Below are 23,473 nucleotides of genomic sequence, written 5' to 3'. Positions count from 1 at the left end.
TGGAGACTCAGAACTACCCTCGCCTACTTGATGTTCACGGCGTCGTTTCGCAGACTTGCCACACGATCGACAAACAGATCGGGGCGCTGATATGGAATCAGTTCACCAGCGCCCTCCACGACTTCCAGCGATACGAGCGGATTTAGCCCGCGAATGTAGTCGAGATCTGCGGCCACAATCGAACCGATTTGCCCGGGCACAAGCCAATGCAAAGGCATCTGTAGCTTCGGCACCCAACCAGTTACATCTTTCGTCGCGCACATCTCTTGTTCGCGCCTAAAAGCCATATGACCTTGGGCGAGGACATGGCGGATAGACCCGCGGAGTAAGGCTTTCACCTCAGGATCGGCAAGCGTCTCGATGTCGACACTGGAATCGGTGTAACCGCGCGAAAGATAGAAGTCGGGGCCCCGTTGTTTCACCATCCGATAGCCAATTCGACATACGATATCGAGCACGGCTGGCGCATCTTCCGCCAGCTTCACCATTGTGAGCTGATTGCGCGGCAGACTTGAAAGGCGGCTAGGCGCGATGTTCCATGGGAGGCTGATACACAATAGTGCCGATACTAGATCCGGTCTGCGCATAGCGAGATGGATCATATAGAACTGGCCGCCCCGGCTGGTCACGATCGGTATGCGTTGAATGCCCAGCGCTTCGCAGAGCTCCTCAACGGCGTCGCCCCCATCGACCATTTGGTCCTGTGTGGTCACAGGATCGCTGTTTCCGTGCCCGGGGAGCGAAGGAGCAATCAGCTTTATGCCGCGTTTCTCCAGATCTTTGCACATTGAGTCTGGAAGGAAGGAGAATGATGTCTGCCCGGCGACGAATAGTATCGGCTCGCCATCCTCCGCACCCATCCAGCTATAGGCGAGTTTCCGGCCATCTCTGCGTGTGATGAGCTTCTCGCGTCCCAGCGGATCGGACCAAGTCAGATCCACGCGCTCACGCTGAAATGCCGCACGAGCGCACAAGAGAGCTAAAACCCTGATCAGCTCGGCCTTTGAATGCACCTCAGCCTTACCCAATATGCTCTTCACTTGAGTGCGAACTGTTGCCAGAGACGCGCCTCTTTGGTCAGCCACAAGCTGGAAATCACGATATACAAACAGCAACCGGGCGATCTCAGTTTCAGCGTTCGTGAAACCGAACACTTTTTTGAGCGCGGTCGAAACAGCCGGAAGCCATTCGAGCTCTAGCGAACGAACGACCGTATACGGCTGCGGGACTCCGCCAGATTCAAGCTGATAGACCTCGGCCAAGGCGTCGTAGCCGTCCTTAGGAACGATGCGGACAATCGCGTAGTCTGTGTTCCCTTTTCCCAGCCCGCTTGACCGCACTGCTCGAAAATCGGCCAGAGAGTCATCGCGAACCCAATCGGTTCCGGCGCTGACTCCTTGTTGGACCCCGAAATACTCAGCCGCACCGTCATTCAGCGCGGCGACCAGCCCATTGGGTGTCAGTACCATGGCAGGCGCAGGAGTTTGCGAGACGGCTTCTTCCAGCGGGTCTTCGATCCGCACTGCATTGCGGTCTTCCAGAAGAAGCTCTTCGATCGAGGCCAATTGGCGCCGCAGCACGCTGTCAATCAAAGGGATACGCGGTTCACGATTAATCGCCGAAAACTTACGTTCCCACGCATTGAGCATGGCATCATAGGCTTCGCTATCGGTTAGCGATCGCCATGATGTGGAGACAATATCCAGGTCAATATCACGTCCGTTTTCGGTCATGCTCGACGACTATATCACGGCAATTTCAGGCGCATACCCTCTGTGAGGTATGACAGCCTGAACCGCCTTGAGCCAATCCTCCCGCACAGTTTTGAAGGAGGATGATTCATGGCAAAATCTCATACACTCAATCCAGTGCGCGCGGCTCTTTTGGCCGGCACCGGTGCACTCGCTTTCGCGGCATTGATCGCAGGCGCTCCGGCAAAGGCCGATGATTGCCTGCTGGACCGCGATGATGATGGCGATGTTGATCTTACAGACAATGATGGCGGAGCGGATTCGGAGGACGCCAACGGTCAGACCGCGTGCGGCGTGGGCGCTTCGGCAACAGGCGACTTTTCAACCGCCGTTGGTACGGCATCAACCGCATCCGGCAATCGCAGCATCGCCATTGGCAATAACCCGACCGCTTCAGGAGAAGGCGCCATCGCTGTCGGCAATGTTGCGACGGCTACGCTTGAAGATTCTATCGCCATTGGCTTTCAGTCCGATGCCACAAGAGTGGGCGCGGTTGCATTGGGCGGCAACGCACAAGCGGTTGGGCTTGGAGCCATTTCTATCGGCGTAAACAGCGATGCTACGGTCAATGGCGCTGTTGCGATTGGGGACACGGCACAGGCAACCCAGAACGGAGCGATTGCCATCGGTGACCTTGCCCAATCCAGCGCCATCGGCTCAGTCGCGTTGGGTGACAGCGCGGCGGCCAGTGTTTCAGGGGCGATTGCAATTGGCCAGCTGGCCCAGTCCGACGCAACAGGTGCAATCGCGTTGGGAGACAGCACACAAGCCACAGTAGATGGCGCAATTGCGATTGGGGACACGGCGCAAGCAATCGAGGACGGAGCAATTGCGGTCGGCGACAACGCTATCGCAAATGCGGACGGGGCTGTTTCGCTTGGTGACGGAGCTGATGCATTGGCTGATGGAGCCATAGCCATCGGTGATATAGCAGCGGCTAGGTTTGATGGTGCGATCGCAATCGGTGACCTTGCAAGAGGTAATGCCGAAGGCGCGATTGGCATCGGCGATTTCGCAGATGCCGATGGCGATTATGCTATCGCTCTTGGTGCTAAATCAGACGCGTCAGGCGTGGGATCTGTGGCGATCGGCGGCGGCGACGGCCTGACCACGTTTACGCAAGGCGCCCAAGCGACAGCAGACCAATCGATAGCGATTGGAGAAAGAACAGTTGCTGATGCAATCGCGGCCACAGCAATAGGTCTGAACGCAATTGCAAGCGGCGAGTCGGCTGTAGCCTTGGGCAGATTCTCTGACGCCAGCGGTGAGGACGCGATATCAATTGGCAGAAGCACCTCCGCCTCTGCTGAACGCGCGGTGGCCATTGGTGATAACGCGGACGCCTCAGCAATCGGAACGGTTGCTATTGGTGAAGGGGCTGAAGCCACTGGAGATCAAGCGATCGCCATAGGAGGCAGAAACGATGCCAATATCTTTGGAGCTCAGGCGATAGCGGCCAATGCAATTGCGCTCGGCGCTGACACCAACGCCAGCGATTTGAGGGCCATCGCGATTGGCCTTGAAGCAAATGCTGAGGCCGAGAACTCAATTGCGGTCGGATACCTTTCTGACGCATTTGGTTACCAAGCTTCCGCGTTTGGTGCCTTTGCGAATGCCGTGGGAGACGGATCGACAGCGCTGGGAAGAGGCGCGTTAGCCAGTGGCGATCAATCTATCGCTGTTGGCGCCGGTAATGCATACGGAACCGGAGCCATCGTAATCGGCGGTGACGGCGTGGACGATGATAGTTTGGGGACCAAGTTTAGTCGGGCAATCGGTGATGGAGCGATCGTTCTGGGTGCCGATTCGAACTCCGAAGGGGCTGGCGCCATCGCCATTGGAGAAGGCGTTTCCACGCTGGGCGATAGCGCAATTGCTATCGGGGCAGATGCAGGCGATGTCGATGATTTGGGCGCTCAAGCAACCGCTGAAAGCGCAGTCGCATTGGGCGCCGACACAAACGCCTCCGCCCTTCGCGCCGTTGCCATTGGTAGTGGCGCAACTGCAGAGGAACAGGACGCGGTCGCGTTCGGGGTTGATGCTTCTGCAACGGGGGCAAACGGCATGGCCATCGGACGCAACGCCAACGTGCAGGCTGGCAATGCCTTCGCCGCAGGGGTCAACGCCCGTGCTCTGGCGCAGAACGGTTCGTCATTTGGCTCAGCTGCGCGGGTGGAGGGCAATTCTGGCACCGCAGTCGGCGCTAACTCATTGGTAACCGGTACGCGCGGTACGTCTGTGGGAAGTCAGGCCGAAGCAGGTGCTTTTGCCACATCCGTAGGCAATTTCGCGCAAGCTGGTGGCACACAATCAACCGCCGTCGGCTTTGAAGCCGTGGCCGCGCAAACTGGCTCAACCGCGATTGGTGCAGGTGCAACGACCACAGCTGCCAACCAGGTCACCATCGGCGGTGCAGGTAGCGCGGTGCGGATTGGTGATGTTGCGGCTTCCACCGCGGCGCAGGTTGGCCCGGTTGAAGCCGTGACGGTAGATGGCAATGGCGTGCTTGGCACCACAGCTGTCGCAACAGCCGCTTCAGTCGCGAATATCCGTGTCTCGATGGATGCCATGTCAGCGATTACGGACGCGCAGTTTAACGCGCTGGAGAATAGCGTCTTCGCACTCGATAGCCGTGTGACGGGGCTGGAGTTCCAACTGCAAGACCTTGATGACCGTCTGACCGGCGGCATCGCGGCCAGCATGGCTCTTGGTGGTCAGATGGTGGTGCCCGACAGCACGGTCTCGTTCAGCCTCAACGCTTCGACCTATCAGGGCGAGCAAGGCTTTGCCGGCTCCATCTCGGCCCGCGTGGCAGAGAAGGTCTACATCTCGGCAGGCATTGCAGGCTCTACTGCACCGGAAAGCACAGGTGGCCGCGTCGGCGTCGCCTTCGGGTTCTAGAACACTGGTATGTGTGAAAGTGGGCATCAAGCGCGAAAGTGATGTCAGCTTTACTCACTGAGGTTTTCGCTATCTCATCCCTTTCGGCCCCAGCCGCAGCCGGAGCTTGAGCTCTTCCTCGACATCGGCATCTGTCATCTTGGCTGGGTCAATTATGGTTCGCTCGATTGCTGTTGCCGCAATCGGGGGCGCGCCCTCATCATCGCCAACTAGGGCCTGCTTGGGCTTTCCATAGGCGCGATCGAGGATGGCATTGGCGGCGCTCACCCTTGCGGTGGCCGGCTGATCTTTGTCCTGCATAACGGCTGCGAGCGTCTCAAGGACCTCAGCTGTGTATTCCCTTGCCGCTTCCTTGATGGGCGATTGCACCTTGTTGGGCGTGCCCTTTTGCGCCCGGGAAAGGGCATTAGGCGCTTTGGCAAAGGAAAAGCCAGCCGGGAGGAGGACCCGACTGGCTTCCCTTGGCCTAAGGCAGCCCAAGTTGGAGCTACTTAGAATTCAAGGCGGACATTCAAACCACCGGCGTGCGATTGGTAACCGCTGGCAAAGCGCCCGCGATATTCTGCGCCTAGGGAGAATTTGCCTTCCTTGATGAAGTCGATGCCAGCACCGATGTCGAACCGACCTTCCGATGCATCATCTGCGACCAGTACGAAACTGTCCGCGCCGCCGTTGAAAGAGCCGGCTACTGCAAACGGATCGTTGCTGAAGTCGTAGGCGTAGTCGACGCTAACAAATGGCACAGCACCGGATTTGCCTTTGCCCGCCACACGCAATCCGACACGCGCTTCAAGGAACTCCACGCTATCGCTATCGAGCGTCAGGCCCAGACCGCCAGTTTCGGTAAAGGTGTCACGCGAGAGTTCGGCATAGCGAAGACCGCCGCTTGGCGTGATTTTTACACCTCCGGTATCGATGTCGTAGCCGACATTGAAGCTCGCATAGACACCATCGACATCGCTTTCGCCTGAGACCGGAGCACCGATCGCTGTACGACGGTTATCAACCGAGGAGGTCGAATATCCAAGTTCACCATTGAGATAAGCAGAACCTAGATTGATACCAGCATAAGCACCGATTTGCAGAGCTTCGATTTCGCTGACAGCATTTGCACCGCCATTCGCATCAACATTGATATCCGAATAGTTGAACAGAACTCCAACGGTCGCCTCCTCGCCAACTTTCCCATCAAGACCGATGGTGAAGCCAGTTGCTTCGGCATCATAGCCAAGCGAACTGAGGCTGCTTGCATCTGCGTCGACGCCGCGGGCAAAAGCTGCTCCCCACAGTCCGACACCTCTTCCGCTCAAACGATCCTCAACCTGCGAACTGGCGAAACGTTGAGTTTCGTAGATCTCGCGGGTCACACCGTCATTGATTGCGGGAAGCAAAGCCAAAGCAGTGTCTTCGAAATCGGAAGCCGACGCCGAAGCGTTCAATGCTGAGAAGACGTTTACGGGCAGGCGGTTGTTCGACACTGCCGACGTAAGCGCGGCGCCAAAGTTGCCGATGTTTGCATCGGCGGACACATTGGTAAGGTCAGTCGCGCCTACCGTCACCGAAACCGATCCGAGATTGACAAAATAGTCGACCAGGAAGTCGCTGTCGGTCACGTTTACAGCCACACCATTGTTGGTGAATGTGCCTGTCTCGGTGATGACATCGATTGTCGAACCGATGTCGGCCGCTGTGATCTGGGACGTGGCGACATTCACTATGCTGCCGTTTTCAAGGACAACATCGCCGTCCACCGCCAAGCTATCGACACCCAGTTCGAAGCTCAGAGTGCCGGCGTTGATGAGGCTTCCGTTGATCGAACGCGCACCGACAAAAGCCGTTGTGCTTCCGGCATCGGTGCTGACCCCAACCGAGTTTAGAACATCGCCTTGGATCGAATTTCCCAGGCCTGTGATTGAAAGGGTGTCATCGAAAGCGGTCCCAACGAAGTTCCCAATCAGAGTTCCGCCATTGTTCACGACATTCACTGCAGAAAGAGCATTGCCAGCGAAGAATGCGTTGACGCCGCCCGACAGAGTTCCGGAATTTGTGATCACAGCTGCGGTGTGGTCACCTGCACCAAGATAAATGCCGTGATTACCACCTGAGATCGTGCCCGAGTTGGTCAAGGCGCCTTGGAAATCGATGCCGTTTACGACACGTACGCCAGCAACGGGACCTTGGACGCTTTCAGAGTTGATCAGGCCGGAGTTGGTGATCGTTCCATCAAAAACGCCTGTGTTGCCGACATTGCCGATGCGCACGCCGTCACCAGCTTGTGCATCCATGGGTGACGCCTGCCCGCGGCCTTGAATGGTGCCGGAGTTACTCAGGTCGAAGGTGTTTGCACCGTCAACTGCTCCGCCAATTTCTGCGCCAAAGCCAGAGCCTTGATTTCCAGAACCCGCGTCAACCACACCGGCATTGTTGAAGGCGAAGTTATCGGCCGTGCCGTCGGCGTAGACGGTGCCATTACGCTGGTTGCCTGTTCCAAGGATCTGGCCGCTGGCGAGATTGTTCACCGTTAGGCCAAAGCCATCGATGTTGAGAGCTCGGCTACCAGAGCTGATCACTCCCGAGTTGTTGACTGTGGCTTGCGAGAAATCACCGCCGCCAGCAGGGGTCGGATTGCCGAAATACAGGCCGTTCTGAACTCCCGAGATCGTACCTGAGTTATCGAGTACGCCTTGGAAGCTCACACCATTGACGAACCGGATACCAGCTGCGGTGCCATTGGCAGCTTCGCTGTCAATCGTACCGGTGTTGGTGATGTCGCCGACAAACAAACCGTCAGTGGTTGCATCCAGAACACCCATGTTGCGCGAACGCTCGAAGCGCAGGCCATCACCTGCAGTTGCGGCGCCGGCAGCAGCGTTGCCGCGGCCTTGGATCACGCCATCATTGTTGATGTCAAACGCGCTACCTCCAGAACCGGCAGATGCCAGCTCAACTGAGAAAGCGGCACCTTCATTGCCCATACCAGCATCGATTGTGCCAGTGTTGTTGAGCGTGAAGCCTTGCGCGGTGCTGTCTGCGTAGACGGTTCCATTGCGCTGGTTCCCAGTGCCAAGGATGGTGCCAGCGTTGTTAACCACAAGACCGCTTCCATCAATATTGAGCGCGCGACTGTCAGAACTAATCACGCCGCCGGCAAGGTTGTTTACGACGCCTCCGGTATGGTCTGCCCCGCCAGCGGGGACTGGGTTACCGAAATAGAGGCCGTTGTTCACACCAGAGATCGTGCCGGAGTTGTTTATGACGCCCTGGAACGACACACCGTTCACGAAGCGAATGCCCGCGGTGGTGCCGGCAATCGCTTCGGAGTCGATCGTACCGGAGTTGTTGATCGTTCCTGTAAAGAGGCCGGTTGTCGAACCCTCCAGAATGCCTCCAACACGCGTGCGTTCGAAACGAAGTCCGTCGCCAGCGGCGCCAGTCCCCGCCGATGCTTGCCCGCGACCTTGGATCACGCCCGAGTTGTCGATCGTGAACTCGTTGCCCGCGGCATCCAGCTCCACAGAGAAGCCAGCGCCTTCGTTGCTCATGCCAGCATCAATGGTACCGGTGTTGTTGAGTACGAAACCCTGGGCTGTGCTGTCCGCATAGACCGTGCCGTTGCGTTGGTTGCCAGTTCCCATGATGGACCCTGTGTTGTTTACGACCAAGCCAGTCCCATCGATGTTGAACGCGCGGCTGTTGGAGCTGATCGTGCCAGCATTGTTGACCACGCCGCCTGTAAGATCTGCGTTTCCAAAGTAGACGCCGTTCCACACGCCTGAAATGGTGCCAGATGCCTCGTTAGTCAGCGTTCCGCCGAATTCGATACGGTCCGAAAAGCGGATTCCAGCGACCGGACCAACTGCGCTTTCGGAAGCGATCGTGCCACGGTTGGTGATGTCGCCGTCATAGCGATAGGTCGGTGCAAGACCAGGACCGAAGAATCGGATACCATCGCCTGCCGTTCCGGCTGGAGCAGCGGCTTGGCCGCGTCCTTGAATAATGCCGTCATTGGTAATGGAGCCTGAGCGAGGTCCCATACCACCAACTTCGATAGAGATGGCTGCACCGTCATTGCCCATGCCCGCGTCGATGACGCCTGTTGCCGAGTTGTTGATAGTGATGTTGTTGGAAGAGCGGTTGCCGTAGATCGCGCCATTGCGCTGATCGCCTGTGCCAAGAATGACGCCGCTGTTGTTAATTGTCACGTCGCTTCCATCGACGTTGATCACGCGCGATTCACCTTCGAGACGTCCGGTCGCTGCATTGTTGATCTCAGCGCCAGTCGTGCCTTGGTTCACCTGGATAGTTTGTGTGATGCCGGTGGTTGCAAGTGTACCTGAATTGTCGACCGTAACATCGTTGTTGTCGACTACGACAACAGGAGCACCGGCAACGGTGCTTGTGACACCTGCTGCGGTGGAGATTGTTTCTCCATCCGCCGTCGAAGTGACAGTCATATTGTCGCCATCAACAATGACTTGCTGCGCGTGCGCTGCACCTGTTGAAAGCAATGCGATTGAAGATGAGGTGATGAGCAGGCGACCGATAGTGGGCGCTTTGCCTTGGGGGTTTGGAGTTTTCATTGTGCTGCCTTTCAGTCCATATTTGGGTGGAAGGCGGACCAAGGGGTCGTGAGTTTGTCCGCCTTCCGAGGCAGTCAGATATGAGCAGAATGTCGGGCCGTATAATACAAGGTTTCAATGGGTCTAATAGGCATAGCCTATTACCTAAAACACTGATTTTATTATTATAAAAGGAGAATGGGCATGACAAAGGAGCCAGTGCCATCCGCACTCGCTCCGCCCGATTTTCAGTTCGATATGCTTGCTATTCGAGGCTTAAGCTAACGCGGTTACACCCGCTGGTGGTTCATCGTGGATTTGGCTGCACAGTTTGCGCAAGATATTCTCGCGAGGGCAGCCAATTCGGGAGACGAAGCCGACATCCCGGCCATAGGATTCATTCTCGACATCGATGAAGGAAACTTGAGGGTTTGCACAGCCGATGATCCCGCAAGCCAGTTTCGGGACTAGGCAACAGCCAAGGTCAGGACGCAGATAATGCGACATGGTCAGAAAGTTGGTGGCATGCATGCCATCGGGCACGTCAATGCCGATATTCTTGTCCTCACAGAGTGTGATCGTCTCCGCCCTCAGGCAATGCTCTTGTGTCAGCAAGAACATTTCTTCTCGCGGAATTTCGTGCGCATTGATGGTGCTCAGGTTTGCCAATCGATGTCCTTTCGACACCATCAGAGATAGCGGCTCCCTAAATACGGGAGAGAACTTATAGCCTGGCAGTTCAACGGGGCCGCTAATCAGAGCAACATCTATTGTGCGCGTATCCAACTCGTTTAGTAGATTGTCGGTTGGAAGCTCGCGGAAGATCAGTTTCAGCTTGTCCGTAGTCTTAGAGACCGTTCCATGAAGAAATGGCAGCACAAATGGGGCGAGAGTCGGGATGATGCCGATGCGAAGAGGTGCGGCGAGAGGGTCATGATATTCTGCAGCGGTATCGGTGATACGTTGTGCTTGTCGTAAAACTTCTTTCGCAGTGGTCACAATCCGTGATCCAGCATCAGTGATGTGGACACCGGAATTTGAGCGCGCAAACAGTTCTACGCCCAGGCGCTCCTCTAGCTTCTTCACCTGTGCTGAAAGCGAAGGCTGACTGACATGGCATGCTTCGGCAGCGCGACCAAAGTTCCGATACCGGTCAATCGCGGTAACATATTCCAAATCGCGTAAGTTCACTTGCCATCTCCTCCTTGGTGAGTGTTCGGACGAGTTTCGCGATTGGTTACAAAAACTGCTTTGGTAGAAAAGTTGGATCCCGGAATGCTCGACAGCCTTTGCCGCGGTTCGAAGAATCTAGGCTGCGTATGGAGACAGGAGCTAGTTCTGATATCGACAAGCCCTTCCGCTAATTCTCCCAAGATGGGAAGGGGACGCCTGCCAGCTCGGCTATGAATTGGCGTGGGCTGACTCCCCTATAATCCATGGCTCATCGCGAAGCTTGAGAAGGACAGCTACACGGTTCTCCACTTCAAGCTTCTGCAAAATGGCCGAGACATGATGCTCGACCGTGCGCTGCGATCGTGACATTTCGTCGGCGATTTCAGCGTTGTTGAGACCTTGAGCAAGGTGCTCAAGAACGATCATTTCCTTTGCTGTCAGGCCGAATGGGTTTTCGCGGGCGGCGCGATATGGTCCTCTTGGAAGCGTTACGTCTTCGCGCTTGATGCCGCGGCTGTTCAGCAGCTCGGTTAGACGCGCGACAGGCGCCTTCGCGTCTTGGCGTTGCAGCGCTGCGAGGCCGGCGGAGATTGTTTGCGGATTCTCTGAAAGGCCGAAACACAGATTGGCCAGATAATCCGCGCCGGTGCGGGCGAATTGCAATCCTGATGCCGCGAAATCGCCGTGAATGGCTGGCCCGAAAGCAGTGTCACTGGCTCGATCGGCTGGCTTCGGTTGTTTACCCAGCAAGAGTTTCCAGAATACGACCTCAGCGCGAGTCCAAAGGCTAAAGCAATCAGGGTCGATGCGCTCCAAACCAGCGCATGCCTCTGCAGCCAGCATTTCGGACCCTGTCAGCCAGGCACGTTCCAGCATGCCGATCAGAACCGGAATGCGATACTGGACTTCGCCGGTTGCAAGAGCATCACTGTTCGCTTTAGCAAGTGTGTGGGCGGCTTTGTCATCGCCAAGGCGGACCTGCGTTCGGGCCAGCATGATCCGGGCGGGCAGCTTCATAAGCAGGGTTTGGCCGGACGTTGCGATAACCGAGCGGCAGATATCCTCCGCTTCTCTCAATCTTCCCTGTTCCAGTCGCAGCTGTGCTTCGCGCCCCAACAGATAGAACGTCCAGCTATCGAGGTCGTGATCAGTATCGAACGCGATACCACGTTTCAGGACATCTTCAGCAAGCGCCAGCTTTCGCATGTCGACAGCGTATTCGGATAGATTGGTGAACACCCGCGCCGCGTCTTCATGCAGGTTGTGCTCCAGAGCTATCTTAAGACTGCGCTCGAGATCGGCAATGCCGTCTGGATCGCCAAGGAACATCTTGGCTGTTCCGATATTGTTGCGCGCGTGCACCTCGACTTCAGGTGCGTTCGCTCCGGCCAATTGCTCAAGCGCGCGTTTGCCCCAGTCGATCGCATTTTCCATTCGGCTGGAAAGCATCTGCATTTGCGAGCGCATGGAGTAGGCGAATGCGAGGTGACTGGCGTCCTTGATCTGCTCGAGCAGGCTTATAGCATCGTCCAAGTATCGCCTGGCTTGCACGGCTTCTCCGCGATACCAATGCAGGCGAGACAGGTGCCTCAAATTTTCAGCGATCTTTTCCTCGCGTCCCAGCGCGCGCCACATGGTCAATGCGTGTCGCCTTGCTTCGATCACGCGGTCGTCAATCCGATGCGATATGGCCGCTTCATAAGCCCAGTTCTCGTATAGATGCGCAGCCTCCTCTGGCTCCGCCTCGTCGACATACTGAAGTGCCGCCTCAAGATAGTCGGCAGCTTCCTTGTGAGCACCCAACTGCGCGGCGTTGCTCGCAGCTATTGGGGCGAAGTGCAGCACTTGTGCGGCATCCCCGGCGCCTCGTGCATGGTGCAACAACTCCCCCGCGTCATAGCGTTCAGGATGTTCCAGCATGCTGCGAAGGTGCTCGTGATGCAGGTTGCGCTTGTCGATAGAGGAACAACGATTTGAGGTGGCCATTCTCGCTAGCTCATGGCGAAATCGCAGTTGGCCGCCTGCACTTTTGTGAAGGATCGACAAATCTATCAGATCCTGGATCAGCCGTTCATGATTCTCGATCCAGGAACAGTGCAGGTTAGGGTCAATTGGGACCGGTATGATGCTGAGCGCCTCGAGCAACCCAATCTGCTGAGGCGAAAGGCGTGAAAGACGGCTGTTCACCGCGTCCTGAACCGAAACCGGCACTTGCTTTTCAACGCCATTGCCAGCGAGAATTTCAGAGAGGAAGAATGGATTTCCTCCGGTGATTTCCAGCAGGTATTCGGCATCGCGGCCGCTTTCCTCGGCAAGCCGCGCAACGGCCGCGAGCGATAGTGGCGCAAGCTCGATCCGATCCATCTGTGCGCTGGGAATATCCCCAAACACCCTTAGCAAGGGATGCGTTCGACCGAGCTCGTCATTGCGATAACTGACAATCAGTAGGGTGCGACACATTGTGATGCGGCGACCAATGAACCGGATGAAATCAAGCGTGCCGTTATCTGCCCAATGCACATCCTCAAGGATTAGCACGATTGGCCTTTCACTCTCCGAAAGGTGAGCCAGTAAGCGCGAAAACAGCTCAAGACCGCCAGCGGTTTGCCAGTCTTCGCCAAGCCCTCCCAGCATTGCGACGATATCATGTACCGGGCCCAGCGGACGCGGAGTCAGAAGCGGATCGCACATTCCCCAGATGCACTGAAACTCGTTGGGAAGCCGGTCGGCAAATTCGCGGAGCATCGCGGTTTTGCCAATTCCCGCTTCTCCGCCCACAGCCGCGACATGGCCGCCTCTGTCCGCTACTTTGAGCAACTCAGTGAGCTTTGCGAGTTCGCTGTCCCTTTCCGCGAGCATGTCCGTAGTTTGCCGCAATATTCCCGGATCGAACAGGGTGAAGGCAAAAATTGGGTGACCCCGATCCGAAAATTGGGGGTGCGCACCGAAGCATTGTGAAATCGCGAAATTCACAAAGACGCTTCATAAATGGAGCGTCCAATGAACTTCACAAACGCCTACCGCACGTTGAGCGTGTTATCAGTGTCTGCATTTGCTCTTGTCGCGCCCCCGGCGCACGCGACGACAGTCATCGAAGCCTTCCAAGTGTTCCCTGACAGCGACAACGGCATCGGCCGAACCAGGATCGTCGTGGAGGGCAATCGGCAGCGCTACAAACGAGTAAAGACGCAAACCGTATCGATCTGGGTCCGGATGAAAGGCCATGCTCCAGCACGGTCACGAGGGCATCAGGGAAGCCAGATGAAGATCGGTTCCTTTGTCTACAATTTCAGCGAGCCGGATGACCCTCGCATATACCGTATTGATCTTCCTTATCAGCCACCGAGAAACGAGAGCTTTGATTCTGTGCTGTTTTGCAATGGAAAGCTGAATGCGCTTTCAGGCAGAGCGCGGATCGAGTTTCTTAGGAAAGGCGGCACTTACACCCTGCGGAACGCTTATGATGGCGAACTGAGTTCAAGCTGGCTGGTTGGTGATCGCCCGGGCATCGGTTTCGAAGATCCTCCGACGGTCCAGACCTGGGAAAACAGTGTTGAGATCATCGCTCAGGTCAAATGTGCGCCCCTGGATCGAAATGCCGGCAGAACGAGGACCAATCCAAACTCTTCTCCCGCTAGCGATCCGGCGCCACAACGCACCAACCCACCGCCCCGACGGACCAATCCAAAGCCAACGGTGAAGCCTCTGTCCCTGACGACGGCTCCGGCCAACGTCGAACAATTCGGCAGGTGGAAGTGCCCAAGAACAGTTCGTCTTCGCGGACGGGTCAATGTGCGGCGCGCCTTCGAGGGAAAAGCGATCTTCCTCGGCGCGCAATGGCTTTCGGCTTCGACTGATCTTTCCTTTGATGGAGAAGGGGGACGGTACATCGTCGCCAGCTATCCCTTGGATTGGTCAGTGGGCGGGCTGACAACTGCGACCAACTCCGCCCCGAGAAAGCAGCTCAGCTTCACTTTCAACGTCAGCGATGCCGACGGTGAACTGAAGCGCAGCGAGCGCAAGAACATCACGATCAAGTGCAAGAGAAACGGATAGAAGCAAAGCGAGGAGCCAGCCATGAAAACTGCAATCAGTATCTGTCTCGCCGCGATGATGGGTTTGTCGACTTTCGCCGCCGCGCAGGAGCTTCGATCGAGCTCCCCAGATCCTTCGCGCTACATCGCATCTTCGTTGCTCAAGGAAGCAGGTGGATCGTTGAGGCTGAAAACGAAGAGTGGCGCGTCGTACTCGGTGACGAGTATCAAAACCCCAAGGGGCTATCCGGGAAACTGTCTTATCGATCGCGCGTCGCTCGAAAAACAGGTCGAGCGGCTTGGTCTTGCTGGCAAGATCGGACCTAGTGGTGCTGTCATAAAGATGAAGGCAACCAGATCGGGCAATCAGACGATTTGCTCAGGCGAAGGCAGTGGCTGTCTCGTCATAACGTCGGACTGGGATCCCGATGATCCAGTGCTCCCGAAATGAGTGGTTGAGTAATTAATGAATCACTCATAGCGCTTTGCACGCAATAAATATAATATGAAACACCCATCCATACGCCATTAATGTCGCTCAATGCACAAGACCCTCGACCGGGCGATTGCGAAGCTGCAATCCGGTTATCGAACAGGGGGAAGTGAAATGGCGCATCTCAAATCCAATATGGCCATGATGGCGGCGGCCTTGGCGGCGCTGTCCTTTGCGGGGCCGATGGAGCCTGCGCAGGCCAACAAATCAAACAGCCCGGCCGCCAGCGCGAAAGGGCCCAAAACGTCAGCTCCCAAGAAGAGTGTGAAGCGTTCGAAGCGCAAAGCCAATCGCCCCTCTCGTCGTGCCAAGGCGCGGGCTGCACAGATTGAAGCAGGCAAGCAATTGCTCCACGCCCAATACAGAGGCGTTGTTGCCAAGCGCAGCCGTGACGCACTGAAAGCTCAGGTGGCTCAAGGGAAACCGGCTCGATCGGTTGCCAAGAAGTCGCGGCCCGGCGTTTTTGCTCGGATCGGTGCGTTCTTCTCCGGCCTCTTTGGCAGCAAGGCAAAAGCCGAAGCGCGTCGTGGAACGATTGTGAGCGTCCAGCTTGATCGGCTGGTTCGCAATCCGATCAACAACCGTGCCGAGCAGCGCAACGACACTTAGAAGAATTAGCCAAATTTTTCGAGGAAGCCGGTGGCGTACGTCGCCGGCTTTTTTGCGCCATCACCGTCTATTCGTCGGGATAGACCACGCTTTCTTTGTCGAATTCGCTGAGCACCGAGAGGTAGGGCAAGTCGGGGTGCAATGCTCCATCCACTGCGACATCGCGCATGGCATAGTTGGCGAGATCTTTTGGTGACACGGCAACGTCCCAAACTCGCAGCCCGCCGATGACACCACTGAAAGCGCTATCGCCTCCTCGCGCAGATCCGACGTAAAGGCCCTCACTGGGCAATGATGTGAAATCGATGTCGAGTTCTGCCACCGCTTCATTGTCGATCATGACGGTGGTGGTTTCGCCATAATCGATCAGTGCCACGTGATGCAGCTTGCCGTCCGTAAAGTCGAATGGAGCGACATCGACTTGCTCTCCAGAGACGACTGTCAAACCATCCCGCGCACGGTTCACCGCCACGAGATAGGACGCACCTTCAGACCCCGCGTTTGACACAACCACCGGATCAAATTTTGGAGAGTCTGACCAGTCTGGCTTGACCCAGAACTCTATGGTCATCTGGCTAGCCGGCTCCAGTTGCGGAGCCGGATCGAATGCCAGGCTGTCCATGCCATCAAGAGCAAGCGTGTCGAGCGTGTAGCCTTCTTCACCTTCGACGGAAGGTGCGGAAGGACCGCCGCACCCCGCCACCAAAAGTATGGCCAAGGGTAGCGCGCTCCAGCGAAGCTTCGACATTCCGATCAGTTTACGCGCCTTATGGGCGTTTCGTTCAATCATGCCCAAGCCCCCTTATCGCTTGCGATATATGCGTGCGCGGAAAAGCACATTCATCGGATGTTTGGGGTGCTTCTTGCTGTAGGTGCGATACATCACCTTATCGACGCCCAAATCATCGACGGGGATCGTGAAGCTGCCGACATTGCCATTGATAAGTGTGCTGTCACCCAAACCATCTTCAATTACATTTCCGCCCCAATTAAAGGTCAGACCCAAAAGCTCATCCTTGGTGCCGCGAACGACGATGGGCTCAACGGAATTGGCGAGGAAATACCGGTCAGGATTGTTCTTAGCGAGCTTACACTGCGCGCGCTTCCAGTCATTCCACCGGGGAAGCGAAGTGGTTTTGTTGCCAAGTCTCTTGGTGGGATCTGTCATGCCCAGACTGAGCTGACCCTTCATCGAAATCCGAGTTTCCAGATTCACTTGGCCCTGCTGCTTGTGGCAGCCAATGTCCCACGGCTCGATATGATACTCGCGCACCGCTTGCTGCCGCTTGTCAGACAAGAGCGACGCATTCTCTACCATGTAGCTTACGATAGCCTGACGCAGCTTGTCGCGCACTTCGCCATAGATTTCTTCCTCGCCCGGAAAGTTCAGCGGGTTCAGCAACAGGTGGAGCGGACGAAGATCGGCAAGGATCGGGTAGGGCGTGCCGGTGCCGCCCGATGCCTGAGAGCCTGTGCCGCCAACCATCTGGGCCTCTTTGACGGACGCTTGGGCCAGAAAGCTGTTGCTTTCGATGTTCTCTTGATAGCGCCCACCCTGTGCGGAAACCGTGATGCCTTTGATCGCGGCCTTGCCACCAGCATCGATGCTCTGGCTGTTCTGCGACCATTCTTCGAGCGTGTTCTCAGAGAATTCGGCCCACATACGAGCAGCCGAACCGTAGGTGACCGAATGCGGATAGTGCGTGCCGAACCGCTCGATCAATTCGTCATACCGGCCAAAACGGCGCGCATCCTCGACGGCGTCAATAAATGAGTCCGACAGCCGAACGAATGGCTCGTCAACGACAAGGGCGTATAGCTTGTGGCGTTGCCAGGCTGTGGAGATTGAGCGCGCTTCCGCGCTGCGCATACCGGCCGTATTTGATTGCGCGTAAGAAGCACCAACGGCTCCGCCGGCGGCATCACCCAGTCCAGCACCGACCTTTCCTCCGACATTCCATGCGACCGTTTCCTGATACTGGCGTTCGGTGCGGATCATGGTCGAACGTTCAATGCGACCCTCGGCGCCTTCTGGAACCAACTTAAAGCCCAGAGGGACAGTGCGCTTTTCTACGATCGCGTATTCGTTCGCATTGGCTGCTTCGAAGACTTCGGACTTTCCATTTAGGTTCAGCTCGAACATATCCTGAGACACGACATCGTATCCGCGCCGGCTGGCCCGCAAATTGTCGAGGTTGAACCCGATCATAAACGCGTCGACCGAACTCAGATCTGCAGCTTCGGTCACGTTCGGGACTGGACGGTAGAAGTTCTCACCATTGATCCGCAGACGGGTCCGGCCGCTGCGTGTTACGCTGACATAGACGGTTCCCTCATCGCCAGAGCCTGATGCGCCGTCGATGCGATAAGCGCGACGTTCACCGCCCGGTGTAAACACGTCCTCCATTGCGATATCGTCGCTGGCGCGAGCGGTCATTGGCGATTGATTGCCGGTTGCGTCGCGTATGGTGAGCGTTGCTGCATCATCGCTTGCTTCGACCAGAAGCTGCGACGGTGTGACATAGGTGCCGTGGGTCAGGTTTGGATTAAGCCCCGTGCCATCGGGACCATCAAACAGGTTTGGCCCTGCATCCCGGTCCAGTGCCAGCGGCAGGTCCTGCGTCCAGACGCCGTCCAAACGAAAGCGGCAGTCCCCTGCTTCAATCAGGGTCGCTGCTTCGTCATCAGACTGGATCAGGCGGCCCGCAACGACCCGAGCCCGCGTCGTCGATTGCGATGCTCCAGCGCTGGTGCTTGCTTGATCGGGATTGGTAAGGCCGCATTCCGTCGAAATCGCCTCGGCATCGATTTCCGCACCTTGCGCGACTTGCAACGCTGGTCCGTCTGAACCCAGCACCCCGGAATAATGGAGCCCGGCAAAGCTCGCCCCACCAACGACAGTCAAAGCTGCAATCGCAATTGCTGGCTTCTTCAATTCCATCTGACTTCCCCCACTCAAGCCATTAGTATAGTCAGCAACAAGAGCATGCACATTGTGAACTGCGTCTGTCCAGTAATGATAGTGAACTGTTCATACGGAGCGCCGAAGGCGATGTCCGCTTCGGATTGGGCTGGCTTCGGCGATGCCTACTTGAGATGAGAAATCTGCAATCGCCGCTTTCTCCCTTGAAATTTGCCTCTCACTCGGCTTGTTCAGTCCCTCATTGAAACTGACAGATTCCTAGCCCGGGAGAGCAATCCATGAATCTCGACTTCACCCCCGAAGAAAACGCGTTCCGCGATGAGGTTCGCGCATTCATTGAAGAGAACCACCCCAAGCATCTCGAAGGCATGGGCAACCGCGAAGACATGTCGCCTGAAGACATGACCGCGTGGCACAAGATCCTCGGTAAAAAAGGGTGGGCCGCACCTGCATGGCCGGTCGAATATGGCGGCACCGGCTGGACCCCGACGCAGCGCTATATCTGGTCAGAAGAGAACGCCCGCGTGGGCACCTTTATGCCTCTGCCGTTCGGCATTGCGATGGTTGGTCCGGTGATCTACACCTTCGGCAACGAAGCGCAGAAGCAGCAGCATCTGCCAGGCATTCTGTCGGGCGATGTGTGGTGGTGTCAGGGTTATTCGGAGCCGGGCGCCGGGTCTGACCTCGCCTCGCTCAAGACCACGGCCGTGCGCGATGGTGACCATTACGTGATCAACGGCCAGAAGACCTGGACCACGCTTGCGCAGCACGCCGATTGGGGCTTCTTCCTGTGCCGCACCGATCCTGATGCGGAAAAGCCGCAAGAAGGCATCAGCTTCATCCTTGTCGATATGAAATCGCCCGGTGTTGAAGTGAAGCCGATCAAGCTTCTCGATGGCGGTCACGAGGTCAACGAGACGTGGCTCACCGACGTGCGCGTTCCGGTCGAGAACCTCATTGGCGAAGAGAACAGGGGCTGGACTTATGCCAAGTTCCTGCTCGCGCACGAGCGCAGCGGGATTGCGGGCGTGGCCCGTTCGAAGCGTGGTGTTGAGAAACTGCGCGAAATCGCGGGCAAGGAATTGCTCGACGGTGCGCCGCTGATCAACGACTTCGACTTTGCGCGCAAAGTGAGCCAGCTTGAGATTGACCTCGCCGCACTGGAGATCACCGAGCTGCGCACACTGGCTGGTGAGCAGGCGGGCAAGGGGCCTGGGCCGGAAAGCTCGATCCTGAAGATCAAAGGCACCGAAATTCAGCAGCGTCTGACCGAACTGACACTGGAAGCGGTCGGCAGCTATGGCACGCCATACTACGGCAGCATCGCGGACAAGGTCATGGGATCAAACGAATACCCCATCGGCCCCGACTATGCGCACCCATCGGCTGCGACCTATTTCAATATGCGCAAAACCTCGATCTATGGCGGATCGAACGAAATCCAGCGCAACATCATCACGAAAATGATCCTGGGCCTCTAAGGCACCGAAAAGGACACCGAGGGGAACAGAAATGGATTTCAACTTCACTGAAGAACAGGACATGGTGCGTGACGGGCTGTCGCGCATGGTCCGTGAGCAATATGACTGGGAAACGCGCCGCAAGGCGATCGAAAGCGAAGCAGGATGGCGCCCCGAAGTGTGGGCGCAACTGGCTGAGCTGGGCATTCTCGGCATGCCGTTTGGCGAGGCCGATGGCGGCTTTGGCGGCGGCGCGATCGACTCCATGGTTATCATGCAAGAGTTTGGCCAAGGCCTCGTGGTTGAACCTTTTGTGCCAACCGTAGTTTGCGCTGGCGGCTTTCTGAAGCATGCCGGTACGGATGCACAGAAAGAAGATCACCTTGCTGCGATCATCGGCGGTGAACGGGTCTTCGCTTTTGCCTATGCCGAGCCGCAGGGTCGCTATGACTATGCCGATCTCACCACCACCGCGAAAAAGGACGGCGACGGTTATGTGCTCAACGGGCACAAGTCAGTCGTCATCGCCGCACCGTGGGCGAGCCACCTGATTGTCACGGCACGAACGTCAGGAAGCCAGCGCGATAGCGACGGTGTAAGCGTCTTTGTTGTCGACAAATCGACCGATGGTGTCGTCACGCGCGACTATGAAACGGTCGACGGTCGCCGCGCTTCGGAAGTCTATTTCGAGAACGTCTCGGTGCCCGCTGCTGCTCTGATCGGAGAGGAGGGCGCTGCTCTTCCGCTGATCGAGAAGGTCACCGACGAAGCCATCGCTGCGCAGTGCGCCGAGGCCTGCGGCGCGATGAAGGTCGCGCACGCACAGACACTCGAATATTCGAAACAGCGCAAGCAGTTCGGCGTTCCGATTGGTAAGTTTCAGGTTCTGCAACACCGCATGGTCGATATGTACACCGCCTATGAAACTTCCGTCTCTCTGACCTATCTTGCGACCTTGAAGCTGGGCGAGGCGGACACTGTGCGCAAGCGCCATGTCTCGGCAGCCAAAGTCGGCGTCGGCCAGTCGGCCCGTCTAATCGGTCAGGAAGCGGTTCAGATCCACGGCGGCAACGGCGTGACTGATGAATATGCCATCGGCCACTACTTCAAACGACTAACGATCTTCGAACACGAATTCGGCAATGTCGATCACCACATGAAGCGCCACGTCGCGCTTTCGTGAATGCGAGGCGGGCGCTTATTGCGATTGGCAAGGGCGCCCGCGCTTGCTTCCCAAAATCGAACTACCTAGGCTTTCACCGATTGAGGATGAGAGGGTTTTTGTAATGCGTAATCTGACTTTGGCACTGGCTGTGAGTGCAGCAGCGATAAGCACTGGCCTGCAAGCCCAAGAGTCGGAGACGACCTACGACGCGGAGATCACCCGCACCACATTCAACATCCCGCACATCAAGTCCGATAGTTGGCAGGGCGTGGGCTACGGCGTTGCCTATGCTTATGCGCAGGACAATATCTGCATGATCGCCGAGGAATTCGCGACGGTTGCAGGAGAACGCTCGCTGCATTTCGGGCCGGAGAACAAGGTTGTCCTGGGCTTTCGCGAGACGGACAATGTCACTTCGGACGTCTTCTATCGCAGTCAGATCGATTTGCCCGCCTTGCGCGCAGGTCTGGCCAAGACCAGTCTGACTTCCCAGCAACTGATCGACGGATACGTTGCGGGCTACAATCGCTTCTTGCGCGATCATGGCGGTGAGAAGCTGCCGGATGAATGTCGCGGTAAGGGTTATGTCCGCGCAATCACCAGCGACGACATGCTGCGCCTGAATGAAAAGCAAATGCTACTGGCCAGTTCGCTGGCGGTCGCGCCGGGCATCGCAGGCGCAACACCTCCGGGTGGAGAGGCTCCGACAGACACGGCAGCGGTCATCATTCCGGGCCCCGATGATGCGCGGTATGGCAGCAACGGCTGGGCTTTCGGCAGCGAGACGACGGCGGATGGTCGCGGCCTTGTAATCGGCAATCCGCACTTCCCATGGGAAGGCCCCGCGCGTTTCTGGCAGTTGCATATCACCGGGCCCGAGGGCTTTGATGTCATGGGCGTTGGCATTGCCGGTACGCCGTTCCCAACGCTTGGCTTTAACCAGGATGTGGCGTGGACTCACACCGTCACGGCTGCGCGCCACTTTACGATCTACTCGCTTACGCTCGCCGAGGGTGATCCGACCAGCTACATGGTCGATGGCGAAGCGGTGAAGATGGACGCTCGCGAGATCACCGTGCCGATGCCGCGCGGAACCGAGCCGGTAACACGGATTCTCTATTCGACGCAGTTCGGCCCCGTTGTCGCGCTTCCCGGTACGCCGCTGGGCTGGAGCGAGGGCACGGCCTACGCGATCCGCGATGCCAACACCGGCAACCAGCGTGCGATTGATACATGGCTCCGGATCGGACAGGCCAAGGACGTTGGTGAGATCGAAACGGCGATTTCCGAGACGCTGGGTATCCCGTGGGTCAACACCATTGCCGCCGACCGTGATGGCAACGCGCTGCACGCAGACATCACCGCAGTGCCGAACACGCCGACCGAGTTTATCACTGCCTGTTCGACACCAGTTTCCGGCCTTGTCGCGAACCTCGTGACGCTACTCGATGGTACACGGGCGGAGTGCGATTGGCGCGCCAATGGCGATGGCCTGCTCCCCGCCGATCAACAGGCGAGCCGCACCCGTCAGGACTATGTCACCAACTCCAACGACAGCTACTGGATCAGCAATCCTCGCAAGCCGTACGAGCAACTCTCGCCCATTCTCGGGAAGTTCGAACAGGCGCTCACGCTTCGTTCGCGTTCCAATTTCATCGAGACCGAGGCACTGATCAAGAGAACCAAAGTTGATCACGCTGCGGCGAAAGAACTGACTTTCGGAAATAAGAGCCTCGCTGCCGACATGGTGGTTGATGGCGTGCTCGAGGAATGTGGGACCAAAGCTGGTCTTGCCGAGGCTTGTGAGGCTCTTTCCAAGTGGGACAAGCGGTTCGACGCGGAAAGCCAAGCCGCCTATCTCTTCGTCGCGTTCTGGAATAAGGTGCGCAACCGTAGGGACCTGTGGGACACGCCTTTTAATCCTGCGGAGCCGGTCTCCACGCCCGCGGGCTTCACCACCGACAGCAAGGTTCGCTCGGAACTCTACGACGCTTTGGTTGAAGCAGGTGCCGAACTGGAAGAGGCAGGCATTGCTCTCGATGCGCCGTGGGGTGAAGTTCAGGTGCGGATGGATGGCAAGGAAGCCATCGCCATCCACGGCGGACCGGGAACCGCTGGTGTTCTGAACATGCAGCGCAGCCGCCCCATCGAAGGTGCGATTACGCCGGTGCACGGGTCAAGCTACATCCAGATTGTTGGCTTTGATGATGAAGGTCCGGTCGCTGAAGCGATCCTGAGCTATTCACAATCGACCAATCCTTCTTCGCCGCACTATGCAGACCAAACGCGGATCTATGCCGAGAAGGAATGGCATAAGCTTCCGTTCACTCCCGAAGAGATCGAAGCGCAGAAGACCGGCGAGACCATCCGCATTTCCGAATAGGTCTGGTTGAAACCCATCGTCG

The 23,473-nt window shown here is 57.1% G+C and carries 14 protein-coding genes; 7 read left to right on the top strand and 7 right to left on the bottom strand.

The window, feature by feature from the left end; all coding sequences use genetic code 11:
• Positions 1-23 precede the first annotated feature (23 nt).
• A complete protein-coding gene (locus tag AC0V6K_RS02480; protein ID WP_472624456.1) occupies positions 24-1,733 on the bottom strand; it encodes a bifunctional helix-turn-helix transcriptional regulator/alpha/beta hydrolase in 1,710 nt (569 codons plus the stop codon).
• A 108-nt stretch (positions 1,734-1,841) separates the two neighbouring features.
• Here AC0V6K_RS02480 and AC0V6K_RS02475 point away from each other — a divergent pair, with 108 nt between their 5' ends.
• Positions 1,842-4,652, top strand: coding sequence for a YadA-like family protein (locus tag AC0V6K_RS02475; RefSeq protein WP_472624454.1), 2,811 nt, complete (start codon positions 1,842-1,844; stop codon positions 4,650-4,652).
• A 69-nt stretch (positions 4,653-4,721) separates the two neighbouring features.
• On the opposite strand, the gene AC0V6K_RS02470 is transcribed toward AC0V6K_RS02475, so the two are convergent.
• From AC0V6K_RS02470 to AC0V6K_RS02455, 4 genes are all read right to left on the bottom strand, one after another.
• Positions 4,722-5,021, bottom strand: coding sequence for a hypothetical protein (locus AC0V6K_RS02470; protein WP_472624452.1), 300 nt, complete (start codon positions 5,019-5,021; stop codon positions 4,722-4,724).
• Positions 5,022-5,143: 122 nt separating this feature from the next.
• Positions 5,144-9,232, bottom strand: a complete 4,089-nt coding sequence (locus AC0V6K_RS02465) for an autotransporter domain-containing protein (RefSeq protein ID WP_472624450.1) — start codon at positions 9,230-9,232, stop codon at positions 5,144-5,146.
• Positions 9,233-9,487: 255 nt separating this feature from the next.
• Complete coding sequence (locus tag AC0V6K_RS02460) at positions 9,488-10,402, bottom strand: LysR substrate-binding domain-containing protein (RefSeq protein WP_472624448.1); 915 nt, start codon at positions 10,400-10,402, stop codon at positions 9,488-9,490.
• 210 nt (positions 10,403-10,612) lie between these two features.
• A complete protein-coding gene (locus AC0V6K_RS02455) occupies positions 10,613-13,243 on the bottom strand; it encodes an ATP-binding protein (RefSeq protein WP_472624446.1) in 2,631 nt (876 codons plus the stop codon).
• A 141-nt stretch (positions 13,244-13,384) separates the two neighbouring features.
• Here AC0V6K_RS02455 and AC0V6K_RS02450 point away from each other — a divergent pair, with 141 nt between their 5' ends.
• The 3 genes from AC0V6K_RS02450 to AC0V6K_RS02440 all read left to right on the top strand — a co-directional run bounded on the left by AC0V6K_RS02450 (position 13,385) and on the right by AC0V6K_RS02440 (position 15,520).
• A complete protein-coding gene (locus AC0V6K_RS02450) occupies positions 13,385-14,440 on the top strand; it encodes a hypothetical protein (protein WP_472624444.1) in 1,056 nt (351 codons plus the stop codon).
• 21 nt (positions 14,441-14,461) lie between these two features.
• Complete coding sequence (locus AC0V6K_RS02445; protein ID WP_472624442.1) at positions 14,462-14,869, top strand: hypothetical protein; 408 nt, start codon at positions 14,462-14,464, stop codon at positions 14,867-14,869.
• Between the two features lie 90 nt (positions 14,870-14,959).
• A complete protein-coding gene (locus AC0V6K_RS02440) occupies positions 14,960-15,520 on the top strand; it encodes a hypothetical protein (protein ID WP_486172540.1) in 561 nt (186 codons plus the stop codon).
• Between the two features lie 67 nt (positions 15,521-15,587).
• Here AC0V6K_RS02440 and AC0V6K_RS02435 read toward each other — a convergent pair whose 3' ends face one another.
• Positions 15,588-16,310, bottom strand: coding sequence for a LamG domain-containing protein (locus AC0V6K_RS02435; RefSeq protein WP_472624438.1), 723 nt, complete (start codon positions 16,308-16,310; stop codon positions 15,588-15,590).
• 12 nt (positions 16,311-16,322) lie between these two features.
• A complete protein-coding gene (locus AC0V6K_RS02430; RefSeq protein WP_472624436.1) occupies positions 16,323-18,461 on the bottom strand; it encodes an MAC/perforin domain-containing protein in 2,139 nt (712 codons plus the stop codon).
• A gap of 260 nt (positions 18,462-18,721) precedes the next feature.
• Here AC0V6K_RS02430 and AC0V6K_RS02425 point away from each other — a divergent pair, with 260 nt between their 5' ends.
• The 3 genes from AC0V6K_RS02425 to AC0V6K_RS02415 all read left to right on the top strand — a co-directional run bounded on the left by AC0V6K_RS02425 (position 18,722) and on the right by AC0V6K_RS02415 (position 23,451).
• Positions 18,722-19,924 carry an acyl-CoA dehydrogenase family protein gene (locus AC0V6K_RS02425; RefSeq protein ID WP_472624434.1) on the top strand — a complete coding sequence of 401 codons (1,203 nt, stop codon included), beginning with the start codon at positions 18,722-18,724 and terminating at the stop codon, positions 19,922-19,924.
• A gap of 31 nt (positions 19,925-19,955) precedes the next feature.
• Positions 19,956-21,086: an acyl-CoA dehydrogenase family protein gene (locus tag AC0V6K_RS02420; protein ID WP_472624432.1), complete on the top strand. Its 1,131-nt coding sequence runs from the start codon at positions 19,956-19,958 to the stop codon at positions 21,084-21,086.
• A 103-nt stretch (positions 21,087-21,189) separates the two neighbouring features.
• Entirely contained in the window at positions 21,190-23,451 is a 2,262-nt protein-coding gene (locus AC0V6K_RS02415) for a penicillin acylase family protein (RefSeq protein WP_472624430.1), read from the top strand.
• Positions 23,452-23,473 lie beyond the last annotated feature (22 nt).

The organism is Erythrobacter sp. S43, assembly GCF_057364955.1.
The sequence above is the reverse complement of the archived record's forward strand: the minus strand, read 5'-3'. Positions and strand labels throughout refer to the sequence as shown.